The organism is Nonomuraea rhodomycinica (assembly GCF_013363995.1).
In the GTDB taxonomy this organism is placed as follows: Bacteria; Actinomycetota; Actinomycetes; order Streptosporangiales; family Streptosporangiaceae; genus Nonomuraea; species Nonomuraea rhodomycinica.
In genome coordinates, this window is the sequence record NZ_JABWGO010000005.1 from 185,910 (window position 1) to 210,539 (window position 24,630).

General features: G+C 73.6%; 20 protein-coding genes and 1 pseudogene. 14 read left to right on the forward strand and 7 right to left on the reverse strand.

The window, feature by feature from the left end; translation table 11 throughout:
- Positions 1–112: 112 nt before the first annotated feature.
- The 7 genes and pseudogenes from HT134_RS22370 to HT134_RS22405 all read left to right on the forward strand — a co-directional run bounded on the left by HT134_RS22370 (position 113) and on the right by HT134_RS22405 (position 7,437).
- Complete coding sequence (locus tag HT134_RS22370) at positions 113–1,144, forward strand: dipeptidase (RefSeq protein WP_175602398.1); 1,032 nt, start codon at positions 113–115, stop codon at positions 1,142–1,144.
- Between the two features lie 156 nt (positions 1,145–1,300).
- Positions 1,301–1,501: pseudogene (locus HT134_RS22375) on the forward strand (TetR family transcriptional regulator); the annotation flags it as partial.
- Positions 1,502–2,095: 594 nt separating this feature from the next.
- Positions 2,096–3,127, forward strand: coding sequence for a TetR/AcrR family transcriptional regulator (locus HT134_RS45815; protein WP_175602258.1), 1,032 nt, complete (start codon positions 2,096–2,098; stop codon positions 3,125–3,127).
- A gap of 535 nt (positions 3,128–3,662) precedes the next feature.
- Positions 3,663–4,511, forward strand: a complete 849-nt coding sequence (locus tag HT134_RS22390; RefSeq protein WP_312888331.1) for a GNAT family N-acetyltransferase — start codon at positions 3,663–3,665, stop codon at positions 4,509–4,511.
- A 137-nt stretch (positions 4,512–4,648) separates the two neighbouring features.
- Entirely contained in the window at positions 4,649–4,816 is a 168-nt protein-coding gene (locus HT134_RS22395; RefSeq protein WP_175602399.1) for a hypothetical protein, read from the forward strand.
- A 158-nt stretch (positions 4,817–4,974) separates the two neighbouring features.
- The gene (locus HT134_RS22400) at positions 4,975–6,408 is read left to right on the forward strand and encodes an Nramp family divalent metal transporter (RefSeq protein ID WP_175602400.1); all 1,434 of its coding nucleotides are present in this window, start codon (positions 4,975–4,977) and stop codon (positions 6,406–6,408) included.
- A 60-nt stretch (positions 6,409–6,468) separates the two neighbouring features.
- Positions 6,469–7,437 carry a helix-turn-helix transcriptional regulator gene (locus tag HT134_RS22405; protein ID WP_175602401.1) on the forward strand — a complete coding sequence of 323 codons (969 nt, stop codon included), beginning with the start codon at positions 6,469–6,471 and terminating at the stop codon, positions 7,435–7,437.
- A 3-nt stretch (positions 7,438–7,440) separates the two neighbouring features.
- Here the strand turns inward: HT134_RS22405 and HT134_RS22410 are convergent, their stop codons facing one another.
- The 3 genes from HT134_RS22410 to HT134_RS22420 are packed head-to-tail and all read right to left on the reverse strand — an operon-like array spanning position 7,441 to position 11,305.
- Positions 7,441–8,940 carry an AMP-binding protein gene (locus HT134_RS22410; protein WP_175602402.1) on the reverse strand — a complete coding sequence of 500 codons (1,500 nt, stop codon included), beginning with the start codon at positions 8,938–8,940 and terminating at the stop codon, positions 7,441–7,443.
- Positions 8,940–10,124 carry an acyl-CoA dehydrogenase family protein gene (locus tag HT134_RS22415; protein ID WP_175602403.1) on the reverse strand — a complete coding sequence of 395 codons (1,185 nt, stop codon included), beginning with the start codon at positions 10,122–10,124 and terminating at the stop codon, positions 8,940–8,942. The genes HT134_RS22410 and HT134_RS22415 overlap by 1 nt, the downstream gene beginning before the upstream one ends.
- Complete coding sequence (locus HT134_RS22420; protein WP_175602404.1) at positions 10,121–11,305, reverse strand: acyl-CoA dehydrogenase family protein; 1,185 nt, start codon at positions 11,303–11,305, stop codon at positions 10,121–10,123. Before HT134_RS22420 ends, HT134_RS22415 begins: the two co-directional genes overlap by 4 nt.
- Before the next feature lie 161 nt (positions 11,306–11,466).
- Here HT134_RS22420 and HT134_RS47095 point away from each other — a divergent pair, with 161 nt between their 5' ends.
- From HT134_RS47095 to HT134_RS22435, 3 genes are all read left to right on the forward strand, one after another.
- Positions 11,467–12,810 (forward strand): sensor histidine kinase, encoded by a 1,344-nt coding sequence (locus HT134_RS47095; protein WP_281387604.1) that lies wholly within the window; start codon positions 11,467–11,469, stop codon positions 12,808–12,810.
- 141 nt (positions 12,811–12,951) lie between these two features.
- On the forward strand, positions 12,952–13,515 hold the full coding sequence (locus tag HT134_RS22430) for a TetR/AcrR family transcriptional regulator (protein ID WP_217708204.1): 564 nt from the start codon (positions 12,952–12,954) through the stop codon (positions 13,513–13,515).
- Between the two features lie 89 nt (positions 13,516–13,604).
- Positions 13,605–14,285, forward strand: coding sequence for a hypothetical protein (locus HT134_RS22435; protein ID WP_175602406.1), 681 nt, complete (start codon positions 13,605–13,607; stop codon positions 14,283–14,285).
- Here the strand turns inward: HT134_RS22435 and HT134_RS22440 are convergent.
- The 3 genes from HT134_RS22440 to HT134_RS22450 form a co-directional block, all read right to left on the reverse strand.
- A complete protein-coding gene (locus HT134_RS22440; RefSeq protein ID WP_175602407.1) occupies positions 14,197–16,152 on the reverse strand; it encodes an NACHT domain-containing protein in 1,956 nt (651 codons plus the stop codon). The two genes, HT134_RS22435 and HT134_RS22440, sit on opposite strands and share 89 nt — an antisense overlap.
- Positions 16,153–17,112, reverse strand: a complete 960-nt coding sequence (locus HT134_RS22445) for a class 1 isoprenoid biosynthesis enzyme (RefSeq protein ID WP_175602408.1) — start codon at positions 17,110–17,112, stop codon at positions 16,153–16,155. It lies immediately after the preceding gene.
- Between the two features lie 144 nt (positions 17,113–17,256).
- Positions 17,257–18,033, reverse strand: coding sequence for a class I SAM-dependent methyltransferase (locus tag HT134_RS22450; RefSeq protein WP_175602409.1), 777 nt, complete (start codon positions 18,031–18,033; stop codon positions 17,257–17,259).
- A 51-nt stretch (positions 18,034–18,084) separates the two neighbouring features.
- Here HT134_RS22450 and HT134_RS22455 point away from each other — a divergent pair, with 51 nt between their 5' ends.
- Positions 18,085–18,762 carry a copper resistance CopC family protein gene (locus HT134_RS22455; RefSeq protein ID WP_175602410.1) on the forward strand — a complete coding sequence of 226 codons (678 nt, stop codon included), beginning with the start codon at positions 18,085–18,087 and terminating at the stop codon, positions 18,760–18,762.
- Positions 18,759–19,796: a CopD family protein gene (locus tag HT134_RS47700; protein WP_175602411.1), complete on the forward strand. Its 1,038-nt coding sequence runs from the start codon at positions 18,759–18,761 to the stop codon at positions 19,794–19,796. Before HT134_RS22455 ends, HT134_RS47700 begins: the two co-directional genes overlap by 4 nt.
- Here HT134_RS47700 and HT134_RS22465 read toward each other — a convergent pair.
- On the reverse strand, positions 19,754–20,941 hold the full coding sequence (locus tag HT134_RS22465; RefSeq protein ID WP_175602412.1) for a hypothetical protein: 1,188 nt from the start codon (positions 20,939–20,941) through the stop codon (positions 19,754–19,756). The two genes, HT134_RS47700 and HT134_RS22465, sit on opposite strands and share 43 nt — an antisense overlap.
- A gap of 135 nt (positions 20,942–21,076) precedes the next feature.
- On the opposite strand from HT134_RS22465, the gene HT134_RS22470 reads away from it, so the two are divergent.
- Both HT134_RS22470 and HT134_RS22475 read left to right on the forward strand, forming a co-directional pair.
- The gene (locus tag HT134_RS22470; RefSeq protein ID WP_175602413.1) at positions 21,077–23,623 is read left to right on the forward strand and encodes a CocE/NonD family hydrolase; all 2,547 of its coding nucleotides are present in this window, start codon (positions 21,077–21,079) and stop codon (positions 23,621–23,623) included.
- A complete protein-coding gene (locus HT134_RS22475; protein WP_175602414.1) occupies positions 23,620–24,507 on the forward strand; it encodes an ABC transporter permease in 888 nt (295 codons plus the stop codon). The genes HT134_RS22470 and HT134_RS22475 overlap by 4 nt, the downstream gene beginning before the upstream one ends.
- Positions 24,508–24,630: the final 123 nt, after the last annotated feature.

The following is a 24,630-nucleotide window of genomic DNA, read 5'->3' on the forward strand; positions in this document are numbered from 1 at the left end:
ATCCGCTGATCGCCCGGCGGTTGTCCACAGCTCCCCGGAATTCGGGGGGCGTCGTCCACAGATCGCGCACGAGCATGGCTCCCGCCGAGCCGCTGGCGGTAGCGTCCCGGGCATGAGCAGCACATCCCTCCACCGGCGTTCCGTCGTCGCCGACGCCCACAACGACCTCCTCATGGCCGTCTCCGCCCGGCCGCCCGCGCGATGGGCCGCCTTCTTCCGCGAGCAGTGGCTGCCGCAGCTCCAGGAGGGCGGGGTCGGTCTCCAGGTGCTGCCGGTCTTCATCGACGACCAGTACCGGCCCGAGGGTGCGCTGCGGCAGACGCTGCGCATGATCGAGTGCGCCCACGTGATCGCCGAGGGCAACGCCGACCGGGTGGCGCTCTGCCTCACCTCACGGGACATCGACCAGGCGCTGGAGTCGGGCCGGATCGCCCTCATCCTGGCGCTGGAGAGCATGCCGGGGCTCGACGCGAGCGTGGAGCTCATCCCGACCGCGTACCGGCTGGGCGTGCGGATCGCCTCCATCGCCCACTTCGGCCGCACGCCGCTCGCCGACGGCAGCGGCGAGGACGCGACCGGCAGCGGTCTCACCTCGCACGGCGTCGCCGCGCTGAAGGAGATGGAACGGCTGGGCATGGTGTTCGACGTGTCCCACCTGGGCGCGTCCGGGGTGGCGCACGTGCTGGAGCTGGCCACCAGGCCGGTCATGGCGACGCACTCGTCGGCCCGGGCGCTGCGCGACCACCACCGCAATCTCACCGACGACCAGCTCCGCGGCGTGGCGGCCACCGGCGGCGTCGTCTGCGTGAACTTCTTCGCCCCCTTCCTCACCGAGGACGCCCGGTCCGCCACGCTCGACCACGTGCTCGACCACATCGAGCATGTGGTGGACGTCGCGGGCATCGACCACGTGGGGCTCGGGCCCGACTTCATCCGCGAGGTCATGGCGGACCTGACCCCGCCGTGCTGCGAGGACCTCGAGCCGAGAGGCGTCGACGTGATGGCGGTCGTCCCGGGCCTTGAGGGGCCGAGAGGGCTTCCGAAGGTGACCGAGGGCCTGCTCGGGCGCGGCCTGCCGGAGAAGGACGTAGCCAAGATCATCGGCGGCAACCTGCACCGATTCCTCGGCGAGTTCCTCGCCTGATCGCGGAGAGGAGCCGAGGCTTCCCCCGGCCCGAGACGCGAGACCCGAGGGCCGAGACCCGCCGGCCAGAGGGCTGGTCCATGAATCGGGCGCGGGCTTGTCGCGGGGGTGAGTTCGGGCTGATCAGAGGGCTGGTACGGACGCTATCGTGAGCGGATGGGGAGGATGACGAGAGCGGAGTCGCAGAAGCGCAACCGGGCGCGCGTCCTGGCCGCGGCGCATGACGAGTTCGCCGAACGAGGGTTCCGCGACGTCAAGATCGATGACATAGCCGAGCGGGCGGGGCTCACCCGGGGCGCGGTCTACTCGAACTTCCCCGGCAAGCGAGCGCTGTTCTTCTCCGTCCTCGCCGACTCGTACCGGCCGGACGGCCCGACCTCGGGCGAGCAGCCGGACGGCACCCCGTCCGCCGCAGAGAATCCCGGCGCGCCGCTCCTCGCCGAGGAATCCCGCACCGAACTCGCCGGTGCGGGGATGGAGACTGCGCTTCAGGGTGACGGGCCCGACGCGCCAGCCGTCGCCATGGGACAGGGCGTAGCGCCACTGTCGGTCGAGGAGCCGAACGCGTCGCTCCCCGCTGCGGGAAGCGACGCATCGGCATCCGGTGTGCGGAGTGGCGGATCACGTCTCGATGAGGGGCGTGGCGCATCGCCATCCGGCGGAAGGCGTGACGGATCGCCCCTCCCTGCGGAGCACGGCGGAGCACCACCCGGCAAAGGATGGGACGGATGGCCACCCGGCGAGGGACGGGACGAACGGCAACCCGACGAGGGACGGGGCGGAGGGCAACCCCACGAGAAGCGTGACGGAGGGCAACTCCACGAGAAGCGTGACGGAGGGCAACTCCACGAGAAGCGCGAAGGAGGGCAACTCCACGAGGAGCGCGAAGGACGGCTACCCGGCGAGGTACGTGGCGGATCACGTCTCAGTGCAGCGTCTGACGAAGGAGACGTGGCGCGGGTGCTGGGGGCGGTCGCGCGGGCTTGGCTGGATGATCCCGTGCCGGCGGGCGCGATGGCCGTGTGGCGCGAACTCGTGCCGCAGGTACAGGCCGAGGAGGGCAGCCGGCTGGCGTTCGCGGAGCTCATGACGTTGTACGCGACGCTCCTCGGCCTCGCCATGGAACGGCTCGACGGACGTCCGGGCCGGCGGCTGGTGCGGCCGGCGACCGCAGCGCTGACCCTGCTCCAGGGGGCGTCGCAGCGCTCCGCCCTCGCCGCCGCCCACTCGGTCACTCGATCCGGGACGGTGCGGACGGAGCGGGAGGACGTGGTGCGCGCGTGTGAGCGGCTCGCGCGACTCGACCCCGGACCCGCACCGCTGCTCCCCGTCCTCACTCTGAAGCCGTACTCCCTCGACGCCCCCTGGACGCCGCCCCCGGTGGTGGACGTCCTGCGCGGATGTCCACTCACGCTCGACGGCGACGGGCTGGTGGTCCTCCTCGGGTTGCGGCGCCTGTCGGCGCTGGAGTCCGTCGTGCGGGCCGTGCCGGCCGAGCTGTCCCTCACCCTGATCGTGGTGACGGGCGATCCCGGCGAGCGCGGGCCGCTGGCACGGTTCGCGCTGGCCCGGATGGGCGCACACCTGCGCGCCGCCGTCCCTGAGGGTGTGTGGCCGGACGTGCGGATCGTGTACGACGAGAGCGGACGCGTGGCCGCGGCCGCCGGGTTGCCCTCCGTGCACGACGGGACGGAGACCGCCGTACGGGTGTCGGGCGGGCGGCTGGTACGTCGGGCCGACGGCCGAGGAGCGGGATACGCTCTCGCCTCCGAGTACGCGGGCCACGCCGGGTCGTCGGTACCGGCCAGGCACACCGGTCCCCCGGAAGAGGCCGGGCTTCCGGGGCCGACTCGGCAGGCTGAGACGCCGGTAACCCGTGCACCCTCCGAGCCGAACGGGGACACCGTACAGCGGACTGCGAACGCCAACGGTCCCCGTGACACGGGCGCTCGGGAGGTGATCCGCCGGGATGAACGGGGATGAGCGGCGGGCCGCGAACGCCGGGGATCCGCGGTGACACGGGCGCTCGGCGGGCGGAACGCGGGGACGAGCAGCGCGCTCCGACGCCGGGAATCCGCGAGACACGAACGCTCGATAGGTGAAACACGGGGATGAGCAGGGATGAGCAGCGCGACGGCAAAGGCGGGTGGCCATGAGTGAGCAGCCTGCGGAGAGCAAGGCGGAGGCCGCCCAGCAGGCGGAGCCCCACGCAAAAGCCATACGGCGGGCCGAAGACGAAGCACAGGCCACCGAACGGGCGGAGACGGGCAGCGCGGAAGCCACGCAGCCAGCGGAAGGCGGCGTGAAAGCCATACGGCGGGCCGAAGACGAAGCACAGGCCAGCGAGCGGGCGGAGACGGGCAGCGCGGAAGCCGGGCGGCGGGCCGATGACGAAGCGCGGGTCACGCGGCACATGCGAGGCGATGTGGAAGCCACCCAGCGGGCGGAGGCGAAGGACGTGGAAGCCAGGCGGCGGGTGGAAGAGGAAGCGTGGGTCAGGCGACCAGGAGGAGGCGGTGTGGAGGGCGCGTGGCGGGCGGGCGACGGAGGGGAGCCCGCGCGGCGGGCCGGCGGCGGAGTGGAGGCTGCGCGGCTGGTGGCGGAACAGGCGGCTCTGCGGACCGGGGTGACGATCCGCGAACTGCACCGGATCCCCGAGTTCCAGGACGTCCACCGCCTGTTCGACGGCATCTGGCACCCTGATCCCGCCAACGCCCCCGTGTCCGTCGAGCTGATGATCGGCTTTGCCCACACCGGCGGGTACGTGGCCGGGGCGTACGAGGGTGAGCGGCTGGTGGGCGCGTCCGTGGGGTTCCTGGCGGCGGGTGGCGCGCTGCACTCCCACGTGACCGGCGCCGCGATCGGGCGTGGGATCGGCTACGCGCTCAAGCTCCACCAGCGCGCCTGGTGCCTGGAGCACGGCCTGACCCGCATCACCTGGACGTTCGACCCGCTGGTCCGCAGGAACGCACGGTTCAACCTGGTGAAGCTCGGGGCTCGGCCGACCGGGTACGCCGAGAACTTCTACGGGGTCATGGCCGACGCCATCAACGAGGGCGACGAGTCCGACCGGTTGTTCATGGCGTGGCGGCTGGAGGAGGATCCGGAGCAGCCGCCGGCCCCGCCGTACACGGTGGCGCTGGGTGTGGAGGACGAGCGGCCGGTGAAGGGCCGCGCGGACGGCCATGTGGCGCTGGTGGCGACACCGCGCGACATCGAGACGCTGCGGCGGCGCGACCCTGGGGCGGGTAAGGCGTGGCGGCTGGCGGTCCGGGACGTGCTGGGCGGGCTGATGCGGCAGGGCGGTCGGGTGGTGGGATTCACGGACGCCGGGGAGTACGTCGTCACGACCCGGCAGCCCGGATAGGCCCGTCCACACCGCCCCGAGGCATCCCTCCACATCGCCCCGCCGCCCCGAGGCATCCCTCCGCGTCGCCCCACCGCCCCGCGAAGCTCGCCTCATGGACCGAGTCCGGCGACGAGCCGCACGCGCTCGATCACCTGATGGACGGCCTGCGCTTCCAGATCAGCGATGACGACGTCCTCGACGATCCCGTGGAGGATCCGGAGAGCATCAGCTCGGCCTTGGCGCTGATCGGGCGCATCACGGAGACCGACATCGCCGCCGACTGGTTCCTGGCGCAGCACTCACGGATCAGACCCGCCTCATGACGGCCGGCGTCTCGGGCAGGAGGCGGCTGGAAAGTTTCGCCGCCTTTACGGGCGTCTCGCGAAAGTTGTGCAAATGTGAATATGTCATCGCAAACCCGGAAATAAAAGCTATCCGCTGTTTTGAGCTTTCAGCCGGGAGCCGAACAAGGAGAACCGCGATGACGGAGTTCACCCCCACCGTCCCCGCACGCGTCCTGCCGTCCGTCAGCGTCCGCGACCTGCCCGAGCCGCCCAGCTCCACCTGGCGCATCATCGGCCCGGGGCTGGTGGGAGCGGGCGTGGGGCTCGCCTCGGGCGAGTTCATCCTCTGGCCGTACATCGCCTCCCAGGTCGGGCTGGTCTTCATCTGGGGTGCGGCGATCGGCATCATCACGCAGTGGTTCCTCAACATGGAGATCGAGCGTTACACGCTGGCCACCGGCGAGACGGCGCTGACCGGGTTCAGCCGGTTGTGGCGGCACTGGGGCATCGTGTTCGTCCTGATGACGCTCGCGTCCAACCTGTGGCCCGGCTGGGTGACCACGTCGGCCACCATGGTCACCTACCTGACCGGCTCGGGCCAGGGCAGCGTGCGCTGGATCGCGATCGGCATGCTGCTGGTCATCGCGCTCGCGCTCACGCTGGCGCCGGTGATCTACGTCGCGCTGGAACGGGTGATCTTCGTCAAGATCGCGCTGGTGACGATCCTCGTCGTGGTGGCGGTCGCGCTGGCGATCACCGCGCAGAGCTGGGTGGAGCTGGGCAAGGGGCTGACGGCGGGCGCCCGGATCCCGGTCCCGCCGCTGGACTTCGCGCTGCTCATGGGCGCCATCGCCTACGCGGGCGCGGGCGGCGGCCAGAACCTCTGCCAGAGCAACTGGATCCGCGACAAGGGCTTCGGCATGGGCGGGTACGTGCCGCGCCTGGTCAGCCCGGTCACCGGGCACGAGGAGGCGGCCTCCTCGACGGGCTTTCAGTTCGCGCCCACCAAGGCGAACCTGGCCCGGTGGCGGGCCTGGTGGCGCTTCGCGAACGTCGAGCAGGCCACGACGTTCGCGCTGGTGTCGTTCCTGACGATCGCGTTCATGTCGATGCTGGCGTACTCCACCGTGTTCGGGAAGCAGGGGCTGGCCAACAGCATCGGGTTCCTCAAGGTGGAGGGCGAGACGCTGCAGGACGTGGTGGGCCCGTGGTTCGGGGTGCTGTTCTGGGTGATCGGGGCGCTGGCGCTGTTCGCCTCGGCCATGGGCATCGTGGACTACACCTCGCGGCTGGCCTCCGACACGATCAAGACGGTCTACCTGCGCGACCGGTCCGTCTCGGTGAACCGGGTCTACTTCGCCGTGGTCTGGGCCATGACGCTGGTCGGCGTCGCGGTGCTGCTGCTCGGCTTCGACCAGCCGCTGATCCTGCTGGTGCTGTCCGCGAGCTTCGCGGCGGTGATGATGTTCGTGTACTCGATCCTGCTCATCGTGCTGAACCGCCGGGCGCTGCCGTCCGCGATCAAGGTCCGGTCGTACCGGCTGGCCGCGCTGGTGTGGTCGATCGCGTTCTTCGGCACGCTGACCGTGCTCACCGTCGTCCAGCAGGCGCAGAAGCTGTTCGGCGGCTGAACCGCACCGACGTCGGCATCACGGAAGCGAACCTTCCGCGATGACGGGCAGACTGGGCGCATGCTGGAAACGTCCGCGCGCCTGCTGAAGCTGCTGTCCCTCCTCCAGGCGCACCGGGAGTGGTCGGGCCCCGAGCTGGCCGGACGGCTCGGGGTCTCCACCCGGACGATCCGCAACGACGTCGAGCGGCTGCGCAGCCTCGGCTATCCCGTCCACGCCACCCCGGGCGTCGCGGGCGGCTACCGGCTCGGGGCGGGCGCCGCGCTCCCGCCGCTGCTGCTGGACGACGAGGAGGCCGTCGCCGTGGCGGTGGGGCTGGGCCGGGCCGCGGGCGGCGGCGTCGAGGGCATCGAGGAGACGTCGGTACGGGCCCTGGCCAAGCTGGAGCAGGTGCTGCCCTCGCGGCTGCGGCACCGGGTGAGCGCTCTCAACGCCTACACGGTGCAGATCCCGGGCCAGGCCCCCTCGGTGGCGCCGGAGGTGCTGACGACGATCGCCAACGCCGCCCGCGACCGGCACCGGCTGCGCTTCGACTACACGGGCCACGAGGGCGAGTCCACGGTGCGCGACGTGGAGCCGTACCGGCTGGTCCATCGGCGCGGCCGGTGGTACCTGCTGGCCTACGACGTCGAGCGGGGCGACTGGCGGACGTTCCGGGTGGACCGGATGCGCCCGCGCGTCCCGGAGGGACCGCGGTTCGCCGCACGCGAGCTGCCCGGCGACGGCGACGTGGCGCAGTACGTGGAGAAGGGCGTCAACACCGCGATGTGGAGGTACCGGGCGACGGTGCTGCTGCACGCGCCGGCCGACCGGATGGGGCACCTGCCGGCCGGGCTGGAGCCGGAGCCGATGGACGACGGCACCTGCCTGCTGCGGATCGGCGGTGACGACCTGGGCGGGCTGGCGGCGTGGATGGGGTTCCTGGGCGTGGACTTCGAGGTGCTGGACCCGCCTGAGCTGGCCGAGGCGGTGGCGGAGCTGGGCGAGCGCTACCGGCGGGCGGCCGCCGCGAGGACGGCCGCCTCCTGAACATCACCGCTGGGCGAGGTACGCCTCCCGCACCCGGGAGCGGGACAGCTTGCCCGTCGGCGTGCGCGGCAGGCTGTCGCGGTACTCGACCACCCGCGGATGCTTGAACCGGGCCAGGCGGGGCGCGCAGTGCTCCAGCAGCGCGGCCGTCAGCTCCTGTCCGGGCGTGACCCCCTCGGCAGGCTGCACGAGCGCGACCACCCGGTGCCCCCACTCCTCGTCGGGCACGCCGATGACGGCCACGTCGGCGACCGCGGGGTGCTCCAGCAGCGCGGCCTCGACCTCGGCCGGGTAGATGTTGACGCCGCCCGAGACGATCAGGTCGGTGCGCCGGTCGCACAGGAACAGGTATCCGTCCTTGTCGAGGTAGCCGATGTCGCCGGGGGCGTACCACTCGCCGCGCATGCTGGCGGCCGTCTTGGCGGGGTCCTTGCGGTACTCGAACCGGCCGAGGCCCGACTTGACGTACACCATGCCGGGCTCGCCCGGCGGCAGCTCGCGGCCCTGGTCGTCGAGGATCCGCACCTCGAACGTCGGCACGGGCCGGCCCACGGTCCCGGGCCTGGCCAGCCACTCCTCCGGCTTGACCGCGAAGGCGATCGTGGACTCGGTGGAGCCGTAGTACTCGTACAGCACCGGCCCCCACCACCGCATGATCTCCCGCTTGACCGCGACCGGGCAGGCTGCGGCCGTGTGGATCACCTGCCGCAGGCTGGACACGTCGTACGCCTCGCGGACCTCGCGCGGGAGCTGGAGCATGCGGTGGAACATGGTCGGCACCATCATCGCGTTCGTCACCCGGTGGCGCTGGATCAGCTCCAGGACGTGGACCGGCTCGAACCGCGCGGTGATCACCACGGTGTGCCCGAGGTGCAGCGCGAACTGCGTGTGCGCGCACGGCGCGGAGTGGTACATCGGCGAGGTCACCAGGTGGACGTCGCGCCCCGGCCTCAGGTCCACCACCTCGCCGAGGAACCAGGTGTAGAGCGGGACGACCGCCTCCGGCTCCGAGCCGGGCAGCCGGCGCTGGACGCCCTTGGGGAAGCCGGTGGTACCGGAGGTGTACCACATGACCGCGCCCGCGGTGCGGTTCCCGGGCGCGCTGCCGGGTTGTCCTGCGGCGAGTCCGGCCGTGCCCGTCTCGGCTCCGGCGGGCACCTTGTCGGCGTACGCCTCGTGGGTGACGACGAGCCTGGCGTCGCAGTCGCCGAGGATGTAGGCGATCTCGGGCGCGGTGAGGTGCCAGTTGACCGGTACGTAGTACAGGCCGAGCTGGCCGGTGGCCATGAGCATGACGACGGCGTCGAGGCCGTTGGGCAGCACGCCGGCGACCACGTCGCCGGTGCCGAGCCCGCGGGCGCGCAGGCCGTGGGAGACCTGGTTGACGAGGGTCAGCAGCTCGCCGTACGTGGTCCGGGTGCCGTCGGCGTCGATCACCGCGAGGCGGCCGGGGTCGGCGGCGGCCAGCGCGTAGAAACCGGGCGGGTGCTCGTCGGCCGCCATCACGCCTCCCCCGCAACGGGTGCCCCGGCCTCCATGAGCGCGGCGAGGCGGGCGCGGTGGACGCGCGGCGGGCCGAGCAGCACCTCGTCGGCCTTGGCCCGCTTGTAGAACAGGTGCGCGTCGTGCTCCCAGGTGAACCCGACGCCGCCGTGCAGCAGCAGGTGGTCACGGGCCACCTCGAAGCAGGCGCGGCCCACGTACGCCTGGGCGAGCGCGGCGGCGTGGGGCAGCTCGGCGGGGTCCTCGTCGGCGGCCCAGGCGGCGTGGCGGACGACGGACTCGGCCTGTTCGAGCTTGCAGTGCATGTCGGCCAGCTTGTGCTTGACGCCCTGGTAGGACCCGATGAAGCGGCCGAACGTGACGCGGATCTTGGCGTAGGCGACGATGGCGTCGAGCGAGGCGCGCAGCACGCCGAGCTGTTCGGCGGCCAGCGCGACGGCCACCAGATCGGCCACCGCGGCGGCCCCGTCGGCGCCCAGCCGGCCGAGCACCCGGGCCGGGGCGCCGTCCAGCTCCACCCGCGCCTGGCCCCGGGTGAGGTCGAGGGTCTCCAGCGGGACGCGGGTGACGCCCGCTCCGCCCAGGTCCACGGCGACCAGCACGGGCCCGCCGTCCGAGGACCGCCCCGCCCGCCCGCCGCCCGGCGACTCCCCCGGCGTGCCGGTCCCGTCGTCCGAGGAGGGCTCCCCCTGCGTGCCGGACCCGTCGCCCGCCGGCGCCCCGGGCAGGGCGGCGAGCAGCACGTCCGCCTCCGTCCCGCTCAGCACCCGCGGCAGCGTCCCGCGCAGGGTGACCGCGCCGCCCTCGGCCCGTGCCGCCAGGCCGTCCGGCACGAGGGGCAGGGCGAGCGTGGCGGCGATCCGGCCCTCGGCGACGCCGGTCAGCAGCTCCTTGTCGGGCGCCCGGGTGAGCGCGAGCGCCGCGAACGCCGTGGCCAGGAACGGCCCCGGCAGCAGCGCCGCCCCGGTCTCCTCCAGCGCGACGGCCAGCTCGGCCATGCCCGCGCCCGCCCCGCCGTACTCCTCGGGGACGATCAGCCCGGACAGGCCCAGCTCGCCGTTGAGGCGGGCGTGGACGGCCGGGTCGTAGCCGTCGCGGGCCTTGGCGGGCGGCGAGGCCGCGGCCAGGAACGAGCGGACCGCCTCGCGCAGCTCCCGCTGCTCCGGTGTGAGCACGAGCCTCATTCCTGCGTCCCCACCTTCAGGTCCTTGAAGGGCACGGTCTTGTCGACGCGCGGCCCGGGCGGCAGGCCGAGGACGCGCTCGCCGATGATGTTGCGCATGATCTCGTTGGTGCCGCCGCCCAGCGACATGGCCGGGGCCAGGCAGATCGCGTGCGCGAGCGGGCCGGGGCCCTCGCCGTCGCCGCTCCCCGTGACGGCGGACGGGCCGGCCAGGCGGGTGGCCAGGTCGGCCTCGAACAGGGTCAGCTCGGCCAGCAGCAGCTTGGCGGCGCTGCCCCGGGCGCCGGGGAACAGGCCCGCCTCGGTCTCCTGGGCGAGCCGCTGGTTGAACAGGGCCAGCGCCCGGGTGCGGATGTGCAGCTCGACCAGGTCGTCGCGGACCAGCGGGTCGCTCGTGTCGGCGGTGCGGCGCAGCGCCTCCAGCGAGGTGGGGTCGTCCTTGGCGCGGCCCATGCCGACCCCCGCGGAGATCGACAGTCGCTCGTGCAGCAGGGTCGTGACGGCGACGCTCCAGCCGTCGTCCACCTCGCCCACGCGGTGCGCGTCGGGGACGGCCACGTCGTCGAAGAAGACCTCGTTGAAGTGGGTCCGGCCGGTCATGTCCTTGAGCGGCCTGACCGTGACGCCCGGGTCGCGCATGTCCACGACGAACATGGTCAGGCCCCGGTGCTTGGGCGCCTCGGGGTTGGTGCGGGTGAGCAGCAGGCCCCAGTCGGCGTGCTGGGCGACCGACGTCCACACCTTCTGCCCGTTGACGATCCAGCGGTCGCCGTCGCGGACCGCCCGGGTCTGCAGGGCGGCCACGTCGCTGCCCGCTCCCGGCTCGGAGAACAGCTGGCACCAGATCTCCTCGCCGCGCAGCAGCGGCCGGACGAACCGTTCGCGCTGCTCGTCGGTGCCCCGGTCGACCAGGGTGGGCCCGGTCATGCCGAGCCCGATGGAGAAGACGTAGGTGGGGAGGGAGAAGGGGCGGGCCTCGGCGGCGAACGCGCGCTCCTCGGCCTGCGTCAGGCCCTGGCCGCCCCATCGCGCGGGCCAGGTGATGCCGGAGTAGCCGGCGTCGTACAGCCTGGCCATGAAGTCCTTGGCGTGGGCGATCGCGTCCTCGGGCGCGGGTTCGCCGACCGGCGCGTTGTCGCGCAGCCATGCCCTGGCGGCCCGCCGGTAATCGTCGAGATTCACGTTCGCTCCTCGGGCATCAGTGTTCACTTACTCTAACCAGCCCCGCCGGACCGGCAAAGAAGCGCCGCTGAATGCACCTTTTATCCGGATTTGACGGTGAATCTCCGTTGATTAGGACCATGGCGACTTAGTGTGATCATCTGATCACCGGGGGGAAAGGATTGGTCACACGGTTCGGCAGGTCCATCCGGACGCGGCTGACGCTGTTCGCCGGGATCGCCATGGTGCTGCTCAGCATCGTGGTGAACGCGTTCGTGCTGTGGGCCGTCCACAGCACCGCGGACGACTATCGCAAGACCGCGGTGACGACCTCCGCCCTGCGCGTGGTCCACCTGGTCAAACGCGGCGCGCTGCCCACCGTGATCCCCAGCGACCTGGACGGCATCCAGGTGGTCGACTCCCGGGGCCAGGTGGTGGCCTCCACCGACAACCTCGTCGGCCTGCCGCGCATGAGCACCGTCGTGCCCGACGAGTTCAACGCCAGCCGCATGGAGGTGGTCTGCGACCTGCCGCACTTCCGCGGTCAGTGCGAGTACATGACCGTGGTCCGGGTGTACGAGCACGGCGGCGACTGGCTCGTGTACGTGGTGGACTCCACCGTCCCCTGGTACGTCCATCCGGCCGTGCTGACGTTCCTCATCGGCATCTCGGTGGCCATGGTCGCCCTGGCCTGGTTCGGGGTGTCGCGGGTGGTGGCCAGGACGCTCGCGCCCGTGCAGGAGCTCCGCGACAAGCTCGCCGAGATCACCAGCAGCGACCTGGGCAAACGCCTGCCCGTACCGAGCCAGGCGGAGGAGATCCGGTCCCTGGCCGAGACCGCCAACCAGACCCTGGACCGGCTGGAGGCGGCGGTCGAGCAGCAGCGCCGGTTCGCCTCCGACGCCTCCCACGACCTGCGCAGCCCGATCACGGCGATGCGCGCCCAGGTCGAGGAGGCCATGCTGCACCCCCAGGACGCCGAGTGGGAGGAGATCGGCCGCGCCCTGCTGTCGAGCCTCGACCGGCTGCAGGCCATCGTGACCGACCTGCTGACCCTGGCCAAGCTCGACGCGGGCTCGCCCATGGCCCGCGACCCGGTGGACCTCGCCGAGCTCGTCGCGGCCGAGACAACCAGGCCGCGCGCCAAGAAGCTCACCACCACGCTCCAGCCGGGCGTGGTCGTGACCGGCGACCGGCTGCAGCTCGCCCGCCTGCTGACGAACCTGCTCGACAACGCCGAGCGCCACGCCGAGTCCACGATCACCGTGACCGTGCGCCGGGACGACGACGGCCACGCCGTCCTGGAGGTGCTGGACGACGGCGGCGGCATCGCGCCCGATCAGCGCGAGCTCGTCTTCCAGCGCTTCACCAGGCTGGACGCCTCGCGCAACCGCGACGCCGGCGGCACGGGGCTCGGCCTGTCGATCGCCCGTGACATCGCCCAGGCGCACCACGGAACGCTCACCCTGGAGGACTCCGACAGCGGGGCCCGGTTCGTGCTGCGGCTGCCGATCAGGGAGATCTGACCCGGGTCACCGGGCCGCCCAGAACCGCACCAGGTGGTCACGCTCCCATACCCATGACCGGTTTGTCCTACAGCTGTTTCCGGCCACTGGTTAGAGTGGCCCGCTGTGACACCAGGTTTCAGCCGATTACGACGTGAGGACTTGCTCAAGACAGCGTGCGAGGTGATCTCCGCGCAGGGCTTCGGGCACACCAGGACGCTCGACATCGCCCGAGCCGCCGGGGTGAGCCAGGCGCTGCTCTTCTACCACTTCGAGACCAAGGACCGGCTGTTCGCCCAGGCGTTCGCGTACGCGGCCCGCCTGCACCGCGACACGCTGGACAGCATCGAACGGCTGGAGCGGCCCCCGCTGGAGCGGCTGCGCACGCTGCTGCGGCGCTGCTCGCCGGGCGGCTCGGCCGACGGCTGGCGGCTGTGGATCGACGCCTGGGCGGAGTCGATCCGCAGCTCGGACCTGGAGGAGACCACCCGCCGGCTCGACCAGCAGGGCCGCCAGGTGCTGCGGGGCATCATCGAGGACGGGGTGGCGCGCGGCCAGTTCGCCTGCGAGGACCCGGAAGGGGCGAGCTGGCGCCTGTTCGCGCTCATCGACGGGCTCGCCATCCAGATCCAGGTCCATCCGAAGGCGCTGTCGCGCCGCCGCGCCAACCAGCTCATCCGGACGGCGGCCGCGGCCGAGCTCGGCCTCTCCCCCACCGACCTGTGACCGCCCCGGTCGCCGGGCGCGTGCGGGCGCCCGGCGACCGGGCCGCGGGGGCGGTAACGCGGGGCGGCGTCGCGGGTGATACTGGCAAGATGCCGGTCACCTACGGGCCCGAACACTGCCGCCCCGACCTGCCGGTCCCGCTCGCGCCGCTGCCCGGCGTGCCCGGGACGGTCCGCCGGGCGCTGGCCGGGCCGTCGCCGGAGCGCGCCCCGGCCGTGACGGTCGCCTGGGCGCTGGTCACGGCCGCGCTCGCGCTGGCGGCGACGTTCGCGCCGCATCCCGTCTTCTCCGCCGCCACCTGGCTGGCCGGGGCGTACGTGCTGGCGCGGGTCGTGGCGCTGCCGCTGCTGGTACGGGCGCAGCGGCGCTTCGAACCCGCCTGGCTGGCCGCGCAGACGCGGGTGCTGCGCGGGCACGGCTTCGACGTCCTGCGCTGCACGGTCGGCGGCCGGGTCTGCGACCTGACCAGGACGGGCGACGTGGCGGCGCTGACGCGGGCCGCGCCCGGCGCCGAGGTGGTGCTGGAGTTCGGCTACCGGCCGGCGGCGGGCGCGCGCGTCGCGGTCGAGCGGGTCCGCCGCCGGCGCGCCGAGCTGGAGGTACGGTACGCGCGCTTCGCGCCGGACAGCGGCCGGGTGCGCTTCCCCGACGGCAGCTACGTCATCGGCGCGGGCGGCCGGGTCACGGCGTGGTCGCTGGCGGGGCGGGTGGTGCTGACCCCGGCGGTTGCGGCCCCGCTGCTGCCCGATCCTGCAGGAGCTCATGCCTGAACTGGTAGTACGGCCCGGTCCGGCGCAGCACCCCGCGCTCGTAGGCGTCGCGCAGGAACGCCATCAGCCGCAGCGGCAGCACCCGCCGGAACGCGAACCACGCCCGGACGTTGACGAACCGCCCCCAGGCGCTCGGCGCCATCATCGTGGTGCCGAACCCGGCGGCCCCGAGCACCGCGCCGGAGGCGCAGCCGATGAGCGTCTGCTCCCACCGGTCGAGGGTGAGCAGCCACACCTGGTCCCTGACCCGCAGCCCGGTCTCCATCCACCAGCCGAGGTAGGCGCCCACGGCGAGCCCGACCAGGCCGCCCGCGGCGAAGGCCAGCAGCACGGCCGCCCGGTCGTTGCGCAGGAAGCCGTCGGGCGTGCCGGCCTTGTCGGCGTTGGCGGGGGCGAGGGCCAGGGAGGCGGCCAGGAAGCCGAGCAGGAACACCGCGCCCTCGGTGAGCGCGTAGCTCACCCCGTCGTACAGCACCAGGACGATCACCATGCCGGGCGCCACGCACACCAGGCCCTGGCCGAGGCGGCGTAGCAGGTAGCGCCGGGTCAGCGTCTTGCGCAGCCGCGGCCGCGCCTCACGCGGGTGGTGCTGCCTTGCCAGCGACACCGCGAGACCGCCGGCCAGCCCGATCGCCAGGCCGAACCACCAGCCGATCGCCCTCAGCCCGAACAGCGCGAACACGGCGGTGCAGAGCGGCCCGAAGATCACCATGCCGAGCACGGTCTGGAAGGCCGGGATCACCGCGCGGGGCAGCGCGTGGTGCAGTTCCCACCAGGCCAGGTCGTGGGTCCCTCTGCCGCGCAGGAACGTGGCCAGGGTCCGGAGGTAGCGGGCCGCCTCCTCGGGGGTCCACGGCTGGTCGGCCTCCGGCTCCGGGCGGTAGACGGCCGGCACGAACCCGGCGACCAGGCCCTTCCTGATCTGCTCGGCGGTGCCGTCGATGCGCGGGGTGTGGCCGCTCTCGCAGATGCGCGCCGCCAGGAAGATCATCAGCGGGGTGTCGAGCGCCTCGGCCAGCGGGCCCCTCGGCTCCGCGCGCAGCCGGGCCACGAGCGCGGCGGCCTCCGGCACGTCGCCCCAGCGCGACTCCAGGTATCCGGCGACGCCCGCGGCGTCCACCGGCAGCAGCCGCAGGACCGGCGTCCCGTCGAGCCTGCGGGTGACCGGGCCGGTGAACGCGTCGACGCGGCTGGTCAGCACGTACGGCGAGCTGGACCAGTCCTCGTCGATGGCCCTGATCACCTCGGCGCGGCGCGCCGGCGGCACCTCGTCGAAGCCGTCGAAGACGGCCAGCAGGCTGCCGCTCCTGATCAGCCGCTCCAGCGCGAGCGGGTCACCCCGCAGGAACGGGTACTCCGCGGACAGCCGCAGCGCCACCCACGCGCGCAGCGTCAGCCGGGGCTCCCACGACGACAGCGGCAGCGTGACCGGGATCGGCCGGTGCTGCACCGAGGGCATGCGCAGCGCGAGGAGCAGGCCGAGCGTGGTCTTGCCCGAGCCCCGCTCCCCCGTCACCACCACGCTCTGCCTGCGGCTGAGCAGGTGGTCGGCCAGGTCCTCGACCGTCGCGGGCAGCGCGCCGCCGGACTCGCACCGGACGGGGATGCCGCGGCTGTGCGGGACGTCGCGGTTGCCGGCCTCCCGCCTGGCCGCCTGCATGACCTCGTCGGACAGCCGGTCGGCCAGGTCGGAGGCGCTGTCCGGGGGCCGCGCGCGGCGCAGGGTGCCGACGTAGGCCACGACCAGGGCGGCTGCGGCGATGACCGCCTCGACGTTGGACCAGCCGCCCACCGCCAGCCGTACGACGGCCAGCAGGACGAACGCCAGCGGCAGGACGACCAGGACCGCGGTCCGCACTCTGCGCATCTACGAGGCTCTCTTCGGGGGGATGGCGTGGGTGCCGCCGGCCAGCAGGAGCCCCAGCGGGCTGTCCTGCCTTGTCCGGGCGCGCCGGGACCGGTGGCGTTTGAGCACGTCGGCCGCCAGGACGAGGAGCAGCGTCGCGACGAAGGGCCGGGCGGCGGCCCGCCCGTAGCTGGCGGCCAGCCGGGGCCGCAGGGCGCGCAGCCGGGCACCGACCTCGGCCAGGCTGACCTCGCCCCGGTTGAGCGGGGTTCCGATGCCGTCGCGCAGGTCGGCGTCCTGGTCGAGGTAGTCGTCCAGGAGCTGCAGCGCCTCGCCCGCCTCCATGACCGTGTCGCGCTGCACCACGCTCATGTCCGGATGCACCAGCCCGAACAGCACGACGCACGCCAGCCCGCCCTTCCCCCTGGTGATCTTGCCGAGCTGCGCCGCCGGGGTGGCGGGGTCGCGCTGCCGCCGGGAGAGCACCTGGTAGTCGTGCAGTTCGAGCAGCGCGGTGTGCCAGAGCTCGCCGGGGGCGCGCCGGCGGATCTCCGCGTAGAGGGCGGCCAGCAGCCGCCGGTGACGATCACTGGGTACGGGACGGCCGCCGGGTGCCGGCTCCCCGGCTCCGAACAAGGACGCCACCCAGGAGTCGATCTCCGGGTCCTCGCCGTTGTCGATCAGGTCGTCGTAGAGCCGGGCGACCGATCCGGCGAGCATGGCCAGCTCGCCGTCACAGGGCCGGCCCGCCATCCTGGCGTAGGCCCGGATGCCGATGTTGAAGGTCAGCGCGGTGCCCCGCAGCGAGGCGATCATCGCCTCGCGCTCGGGCCCGGCCAGCACGTCGCGGACGATCGGTTCGACCGCCCGCTCGAAGTCGCGCACGGCGGCGGGAGCGCACGCGACCGCGTCCTTGAGCGCGACGGGGAGGGCGATCGCCGGCCGGGCACAACGCGCAACGGTCAGTAGGTCGCGGATCACGACGCTCCCATCGGCAGACGGTGAGCGCATGATGACACGGCGCAGGGCCGCGGTAAATACGGCCTTCGCCGTGCGGCGGCGCGGTCCGGGCGGTCAGGGGCGGCGGGGTGGTCAGGGTCGGCGGGGCGGTGGGACGGCGGGCGGTCAGGGACGGCGGGCGATCAGGACCTCGGTGGTCCTGCGCTCCTCCCACACGCCCGAGGGGCGCGCGGCCAGCAGCGCCCGGCGCACCTCCTCCGTGAACGCCGCCAGCCGGTCGCCCAGCCGGGCGGGCGCGCTGTAGGAGAACGAGAGCTGGAGTCCCACCAGCTCGTCGACGCCCATCGACACCGTCCGCTCGAACCGGGCCGACTCGACGCGGCCGAACGGCGAGCCCGCGAGCACCTCGTCGTGGTGCTCACCGGTCGCCTGGAACGAGCCGAGGGCCCGCTGCTTGTCCAGCCCGGACTCGTTCAGGCCGAACGCGGCGCGCACCGGCCGCACCACGGCCTCCCACGGCGGCTCCCCCTCCTCCCGGGTGGGCCCCACGAGGGCCACCGCCCCGTGCGCGGGCAGCAGGGCGTCGAGGTCGGCGAGCACGGCCCGGCGGTCCATCCAGTGGAACGACCTGCCCATGACGACGTGGTCGAACGGCGGCAGCGCGCGCAGCGTGGCGGAGTCGCCGCGGATCCACCGGATGTCCCCCGCCGCCCCGCCGGCCAGGCGGCGGCCCTCGGCCAGCATCTCCTCGTCGGGGTCCACGGCCAGCACCGCGCGCACCCGCCCGGCCAGGGGGATCGCGACAGTGCCCGGCCCGCAGCCGAGGTCCAGCACGACGCCGTCCGGGCCGAACGCGCGGGCCAGGTGACCGATGGCCTGCTCGCCGTGGTCGCTGCGGTATCGCGCGTAATAGGTGGCCGCGCCGCCGAAGAGGTCCGTCACGGATGGGAGCATAGACAGGTTTGGAAGCGTTCAAGGGAAGGTTCTCGATCGGTGAGGCGGCTACTCACGGTCCTGCTGCTCGCGTCGGCCGCGGTGGGGATCTCGCTCCCGGCCCGGGCGCACAACGTGCTCATCAGCAGCGACCCCAAGGACGGGGCGGCGCTGTCGGCCGCGCCCGCGCAGATCACGCTGGTGTTCGACCAGGCCGTGCGCCAGGGGTACGCGCAGGTGGGCGTCACGGGCCCCGACGGGGCGGCGATGGCCGACGGGGCCGCGTCCGTGGCCACGGAGAAGGTCACGCTCAAGGTCAAGCCGCTGACGGCGGCCGGCGCCTACGTGGTGGGCTACCGGATCCTGTCGGCCGACGGGCACCCGGTGACCGGCAAGATCACCTTCCGCCTGACGGCCCCGGCCTCCGCGGCACCCTCCACGGCGCCCGAGACGGCGGGGCAGACGGAGGCTCAGACGGCGGCTCAGACGCCGCCCGCGACGCCGCCCGGCACGGTGACGGCCTCGGACGCCGCCGACAGCGCCCGGGCGGCCGAGGCGGCGGCCAACGGCGGGGCGGGCATGGCCGTGGTGTGGATCGTGGCCGCGCTCCTGCTGCTCGCGGCCGGCACCGGCGTCGCCCTGCGCCGCGCCCGCCCCGCCGAGACCGGCCAGGGAGGGGACGCACCGGCGACGGACGCCTCTCGTGCGGGCGGGCCGGACGGGGAGGGCCGGGCGTGAGCGTCGAGCAGCGCGAGGCTCCCCCGCGCTCCCGCGCCCTCGGCGGCGGCGCGGTGGCCGGGGTGTTCCTGGCCTGCGCCGTCGTCTCGGCCGTGGTCGCCTCGGGGCTGACCGCGCAGGAGGCCGTGCCGGGCATCCCCATGCCGGGCCCCGTCGTCGCGTACGGCCTGCCGGTCGTGCGGGTGGTGCTCGACCTGGCCGCCGTGGCGGTGGTCGGCATGAGCCTGCTGCCCAAGCTGCTCGGCTTCGACCACCCCGGGCGCACCGAGCCGGTCATGCGCCGCGTGCGCCCGCTGACCGTCACCGCCGCCTGGGTGTGGGCGGCGAGCGCGCTGCTGACGATCGTGTTCCAGACGGCCGAGCTGAACCCCGGGTCCGTGCCCACGCCCGCGATGATCGCCGATTACGTGGACAGCGTCGGCACCGGGCAGGGGCTGCTGTTCAGCGCCGCCTGCGCGCTGGCCGCGGCCGGCATCGGGCTCATGGCCGTGCGCTTCGGCGAGAAGGTCCCGGCCGAGCTGCGGATCGTGGTGGCGCTGTTCGGGCTGCTGCCGATCCCGGTGACCGGCCACGCGGTGAACTCCGTCTGGCACGACCCGATCATGATCTCGATGGAGAGCCACGTGATGGGCGCGGCGGCCTGGGCGGGCGGGCTGGCGGCGGTGACGGTGTTCGTCGCGCCGCGCCGCGAGCTGCTGGCGGTCGTGCTGCCGCGCTTCTCCAGGATCGCCACGGTCTGCCTGCTGGTGGTGAGCCTGTCCGGGCTGGTCACGGGGCTCGGGACGATGGCGCTCACGCCCGGCGTCGAGCTGCCGGGCGCGATCCTCACCAGTGAGTACGGCCTGCTGGTGGTGGCCAAGCTGGCCCTGGCGGCGCTGCTGGTGCCGCTGGCCGCGCACATCCGCTTCCGGCTGCTGCCGGCGATCCGCGGCGGCGCGGCCACGGCCGTGGTCGCGTGGGTGACGGCCGAGCTGGCCGTCATGGGCCTCGCCTACGGGGTCGCGGTGGCGATCACCCGGGCCTCGATCGGCTGACGGCCCGCCCGGCCGCTCCACCACTCGAAGGCCAGCCAGGCGGCCAGCAGCCCCGCTCCCGCCCAGAGCGCCGAGCCGGCCGCCAGGGGCGGGGCGCCGAGCAGGCCGCTCTGGCCCTTGATCGCGCCGTACACCTGGCCCATGAGGGCGCTCTGCGCGGCCAGGGCGCCGTAGACGGCGGCGGTGACGCCGACGGACCCGACGACCGCCCTGGCCACCGGCTGCCGCACCGCGAACGCGAGGTCCACGCACAGCCCGCCCACGACGAGGAAGAACGGCACGGCCGACGGCGGGAAGCCGGTGAAGGTGAGCAGCGGCCAGATCAGCGTGCGGAACCCGACGTAGGCCGCGGCCACCAGCGTCGCCGCGCCGAACCTGCCGATCAGCATGCGGGCCGCGACGAGCACGCCGAGCCCGGCGACCACCGCGTACACGGGGTACAGGGCGTCCGGCACGGGCAGCGAGAACGCGGTCATCATCGCCCGGTCGACGGGCCGGCCCATCTGGTCGGCCGCGAACCGCAGCAGGATCGGCTCGGCGTAGGTGGCGTGGTTGTCCCACGCGCCGATCGACAGCACGCCGTACTCCTGGTGCTGCTCGGGGAAGTGCACGTTCTCCAGGAAGAACGCGAGGAACGCCCCCAGCAGCACCGTGCGCTCCCGCCCCGGAGGCGCCCCCATGAACCAGCCCCGGACCACCCCGGCGATCATGAAGAACGTTCCAAGGTAGAGCATGATGTGCGACGGGCTCCACGAGGTGATGTCGAGCCCGTTGACGCGGTGGTTGATCAGGTCGAGCGGCACCGCGACCAGGAACACGCCGGTGCCCCACTGGATGAGCCGCAGGGCGGCCTTGTCCACGCCGTAGCCGGTGTAGCCGTGGACGATGGTCAGGCCGAGGGCCACGGCGGTGCCGGCGGAGTTGAGCAGGTGGGGCGGGGCGAGGTCGTCGCGCAGCCACTTGAAGTGCCACGAGACGTCCCAGGCCGAGCCGAGCAGCTTGAGCGTGAGCGCCACCAGCCACCCGTAGTAGAGGACCCGGAACAGGTCGGGGGGCGTCTCCCGGCCCGCCGGCCCCCGCGTCCAGTAGGGGACCGCCCAGCCGGCGGCCTTTTTGATGATTGCTGGTGCGTTCACGGGCTGCATCTTACGGCGATCGCGCCCGGGTCCATGCCCCTTTCAGCTCTGTCTGTGCCCGTCCGTGCCCCTGTGCGTCCGATGAACGTGAGCGGGCCCCATGATCTCAGGGTTCTCTCAGGTGCGGAAAGTAGGCTTTCCGCCATGAAACGTGTGGTCGCCCTCCTCGTGGTGCTCGTCCTCGCAGGAGTGGGGGCCTGGCTGGCCTGGCCGTCGGCGTCCGAGGTGCGCGCGACGGAGCAGCGGATCACCGTCCTCGACGGCCCGGCAGGCGACCAGCGTGTCGAGCTCGACACCGCCTTCTACCCGCCGTCCGGCGGCGGCCGGGCCCCGGCCGTGCTGCTCGCCCACGGGTTCGGCGGCGACAAGGACGGCATGCGCGCCCAGGCGCGGCGCCTGGCCGCCGACGGCTACGCCGTGCTCACCTGGTCGGCGCGCGGCTTCGGCGAGTCCACCGGGCAGATCGCGCTGAACTCCCCCGACTACGAGGTCAAGGACGTCAAGCAGCTCGTCGACTGGCTGGCCCGCCGGCCCGAGGTGCGGCTCGACGGGCCGGGCGACCCGCGCGTGGGCATCGCCGGCGGCTCGTACGGCGGCTCCATCGCGCTGATGACGGCCGCCCACGACTCCCGGATCGACGCGATCGTCCCGCAGATCACCTGGGCCGACCTGGCCGACGCGCTGTTCCCCGACGCCACCGGCAAGGGGCCGGAGAACGGCGTGTTCAAGCGCATGTGGGCGGGCTTCTTCTTCGGCCGGGGCGGCGGCGAGATCCAGGGCCTGGGCGGCATGGCCGCGCGGGCCCAGGCTGACCGGCCGAGCGCCCCGGCCCGGCCGCTGACGGCCGAGGAGGCGCGCTGCGGCCGGTTCACGCCCGACATCTGCCGCGTCTACCAGCAGGTCGCCGAGACCGGCCGGGCCACGCCCGAGGCGGTCGCCCTGCTGCGCGCCTCCAGCCCGGTCACCGTGGCGGGCCGGATCAAGGCGCCGACGCTGCTCCTGCAGGGGCAGCGCGACTCGCTGTTCCCGCTCGGCCAGGCCGACGCCAACGCCAAGGCGATCGCCGCCGCCGGCACGCCGGTGAGCGTCGCCTGGTTCGACGGGGGCCACGACGGCGGCAACGGCGAGGCCGACTGGCTGTACGAGCAGACGGCCGCCTGGTTCGGCCGCCACCTCAAGGGTGACGGCTCCCCCGTCGCGAAGGCGTTCACGGTGACCCGCGACGCCGGACGCGACCCGGGCACCCGCCAGCGCATCCGCCTGCACCCCGAGACCGGCGCCTACCCCGGCCTCGGCGGCACCGCGACCACCCAGGTCACGCTCAGCGGCCCCGACCAGAACGTGGCCAACCCGCCCGGCGGCTCCCCCGCCGCGATCTCCACCGTGCCGGGGATCAGCGGCCTGCTGGGCGGCGCCGCCCAGAGCAACGTGAGCGTGTCGCTCGACATGCCGGGGCAGAGCGCCTCGTTCGAGTCGGCGCCGCTGGCCCGGCCGCTCCAGCTCACCGGCAGCCCCACCGTGCGGCTCAAGGTGTCGGGCAAGGGACAGGTGACGCTGTTCGCCAAGCTCCTCGACGTGGCCGACGGCGTGCAGCCGCCCACGCTGCCCGCCGGGCTGGTCGCGCCGTTCCGGGTGACGATCCCCGAGGGCGCCTCCGGCGCGGAGGCCACGGTGACGCTGCCGGCGGTCGACCACCTCTTCGCCGCCGGCCACCGGCTGCGGCTGACGGTCTCGACCACCGACATGGGCTACGCGACGCCCGCGCAGGCGGCCTCGTACCAGGTGGGCCTGGCCTCGGCGGCGCTGGCCGTGCCGACCGTCGCCGCGCTGGAGACGCCCGCGACGGGCGTGGCCTGGTGGGTGTGGGCGATGCCGCTCGTCGCCGTCGCCGTGGCCGTGGTGCTGCTGGTGACAGGGCGGACGCGGGCCGTGCCCGCGTCCGGCTCCGGCGCGGACGTGCCGCTGGAGATCAGCGGGCTGACCAAGGCGTACCGCAACGGCGAGAAGGCGGTGGACGGGCTGTCGTTCCGGGTGGAGCGCGGCCAGGTGCTCGGCCTGCTCGGCCCCAACGGCGCGGGCAAGACCACCACGATGCGCATGATGATGGGCCTCATCCGCCCCGACGACGGCGAGATCCGCATCTTCGGCGAGCCCGTCGCCCCCGGGGCGCCGGTGCTGTCGCGGCTCGGCTCGTTCGTCGAGGGGCCCGGCTTCCTGCCGCACCTGTCCGGGCGCGAGAACCTGGAGCTCTACTGGGCGGCGACCGGCCGGCCCGCCGAGGACGCGCGCTTCGCCGAGGCGCTGGAGATCGCGGGCCTGGGCAAGGCCCTGGAGCGGGCCGTGCGCACGTACTCGCAGGGCATGCGGCAGCGGCTGGCCATCGCCCAGGCGATGCTGGGCCTGCCCGACCTGCTCGTGCTCGACGAGCCCACCAACGGGCTCGACCCGCCCCAGATCCGCGAGATGCGCGAGGTGCTCAAGCGCTACGCCCGCGACGGCCGCACGGTCATCGTCTCCAGCCACCTGCTGGCGGAGGTGGAGCAGACCTGCAGCCACGTCGTGGTCATGCACCGGGGCCGCCTGGTGTCCAGCGGCCCGGTGTCCGTGCTGCTCGCCGGGGCGGTGCCGGCCAACGGGCACGGTCCCCGGCTCGAAGACGTGTTCCTCGACCTCATCGGAGACAAGTCGTGACCACCACCGCCCCCGGCCCCGCGCGGGCATCCGGTCACGCGCACGCGCCCGGCTACGCGCCGGGCCGCACGCTGCCCCTGCGCGTGGAGATCGTCCGGCAGTTCAAGCGCCGGCGCACGCTGGCCATGTTCGGGCTGCTGCTGGCGCTGCCCTGGATCCTCGTGCTCGCCTTCCAGCTCGGCCCGCAGAGCGGCGGCCAGCAGCAGGCGTCGCTGCGCGTCTCCGACCTGGCGACCGCCGGCGGGCTGAACTTCGCGGCGTTCGTGCTGTCGGTGTCGGCCAACTTCCTGCTCGTGGTGGCCGTGGCGCTGTTCTGCGGCGACACGGTCTCCAGCGAGGCGAGCTGGTCGTCGCTGCGCTACCTGCTGGCCGCGCCGGTGCCGCGCGACCGGCTGCTGCGGCAGAAGCTCGTCGTGGCGCTCGGCTACTCGGCGACCGCGGTGGTCGTCCTGCCGCTGATGGCGCTGCTCGCGGGCACGCTCGCGTTCGGCTGGAACGACATCCAGGTGCCCGGCACGGGCGAGACGATCCCGGCGCTCGACGTGCTGCCGCGCTTCGGGATCGTCGTGGCGTACGCGCTGGTGAGCCAGCTCGTGGTGGCGGCGCTGGCCTTCCTGATCTCGACGGCCACCGACTCTCCGCTCGGCGCGGTGGGCGGGGCCGTGGGGCTGTGGATCGTCAGCACCATCCTGCAGGCGGTGGAGGCGCTCGGGCCGGCCCGGGAGTTCCTGCCGACGTTCTGGAACACCGCGTGGCTGGACGCGCTCGCGCCCGAGCCGGACCTGAGCGGGATGATCAGGGGCGCGTCGGTGTCGGTGACCTACGCGGCCGTGCTGATCGCGGTGGCGTTCCGCCGGTTCCGCCGCAAGGACGTCGTCAGCTGAGGGGGCCGCTGGAGGGTCAGCCCCAGTGCGGGGGCTTGTTGTCGAGGTAGAAGGCGTCGGCGTCGTCGTCGCGCTCGTCGCCCCAGCCGAGGTCGGTGTCGTCGGAGGTCTGCTCCGGGAGAT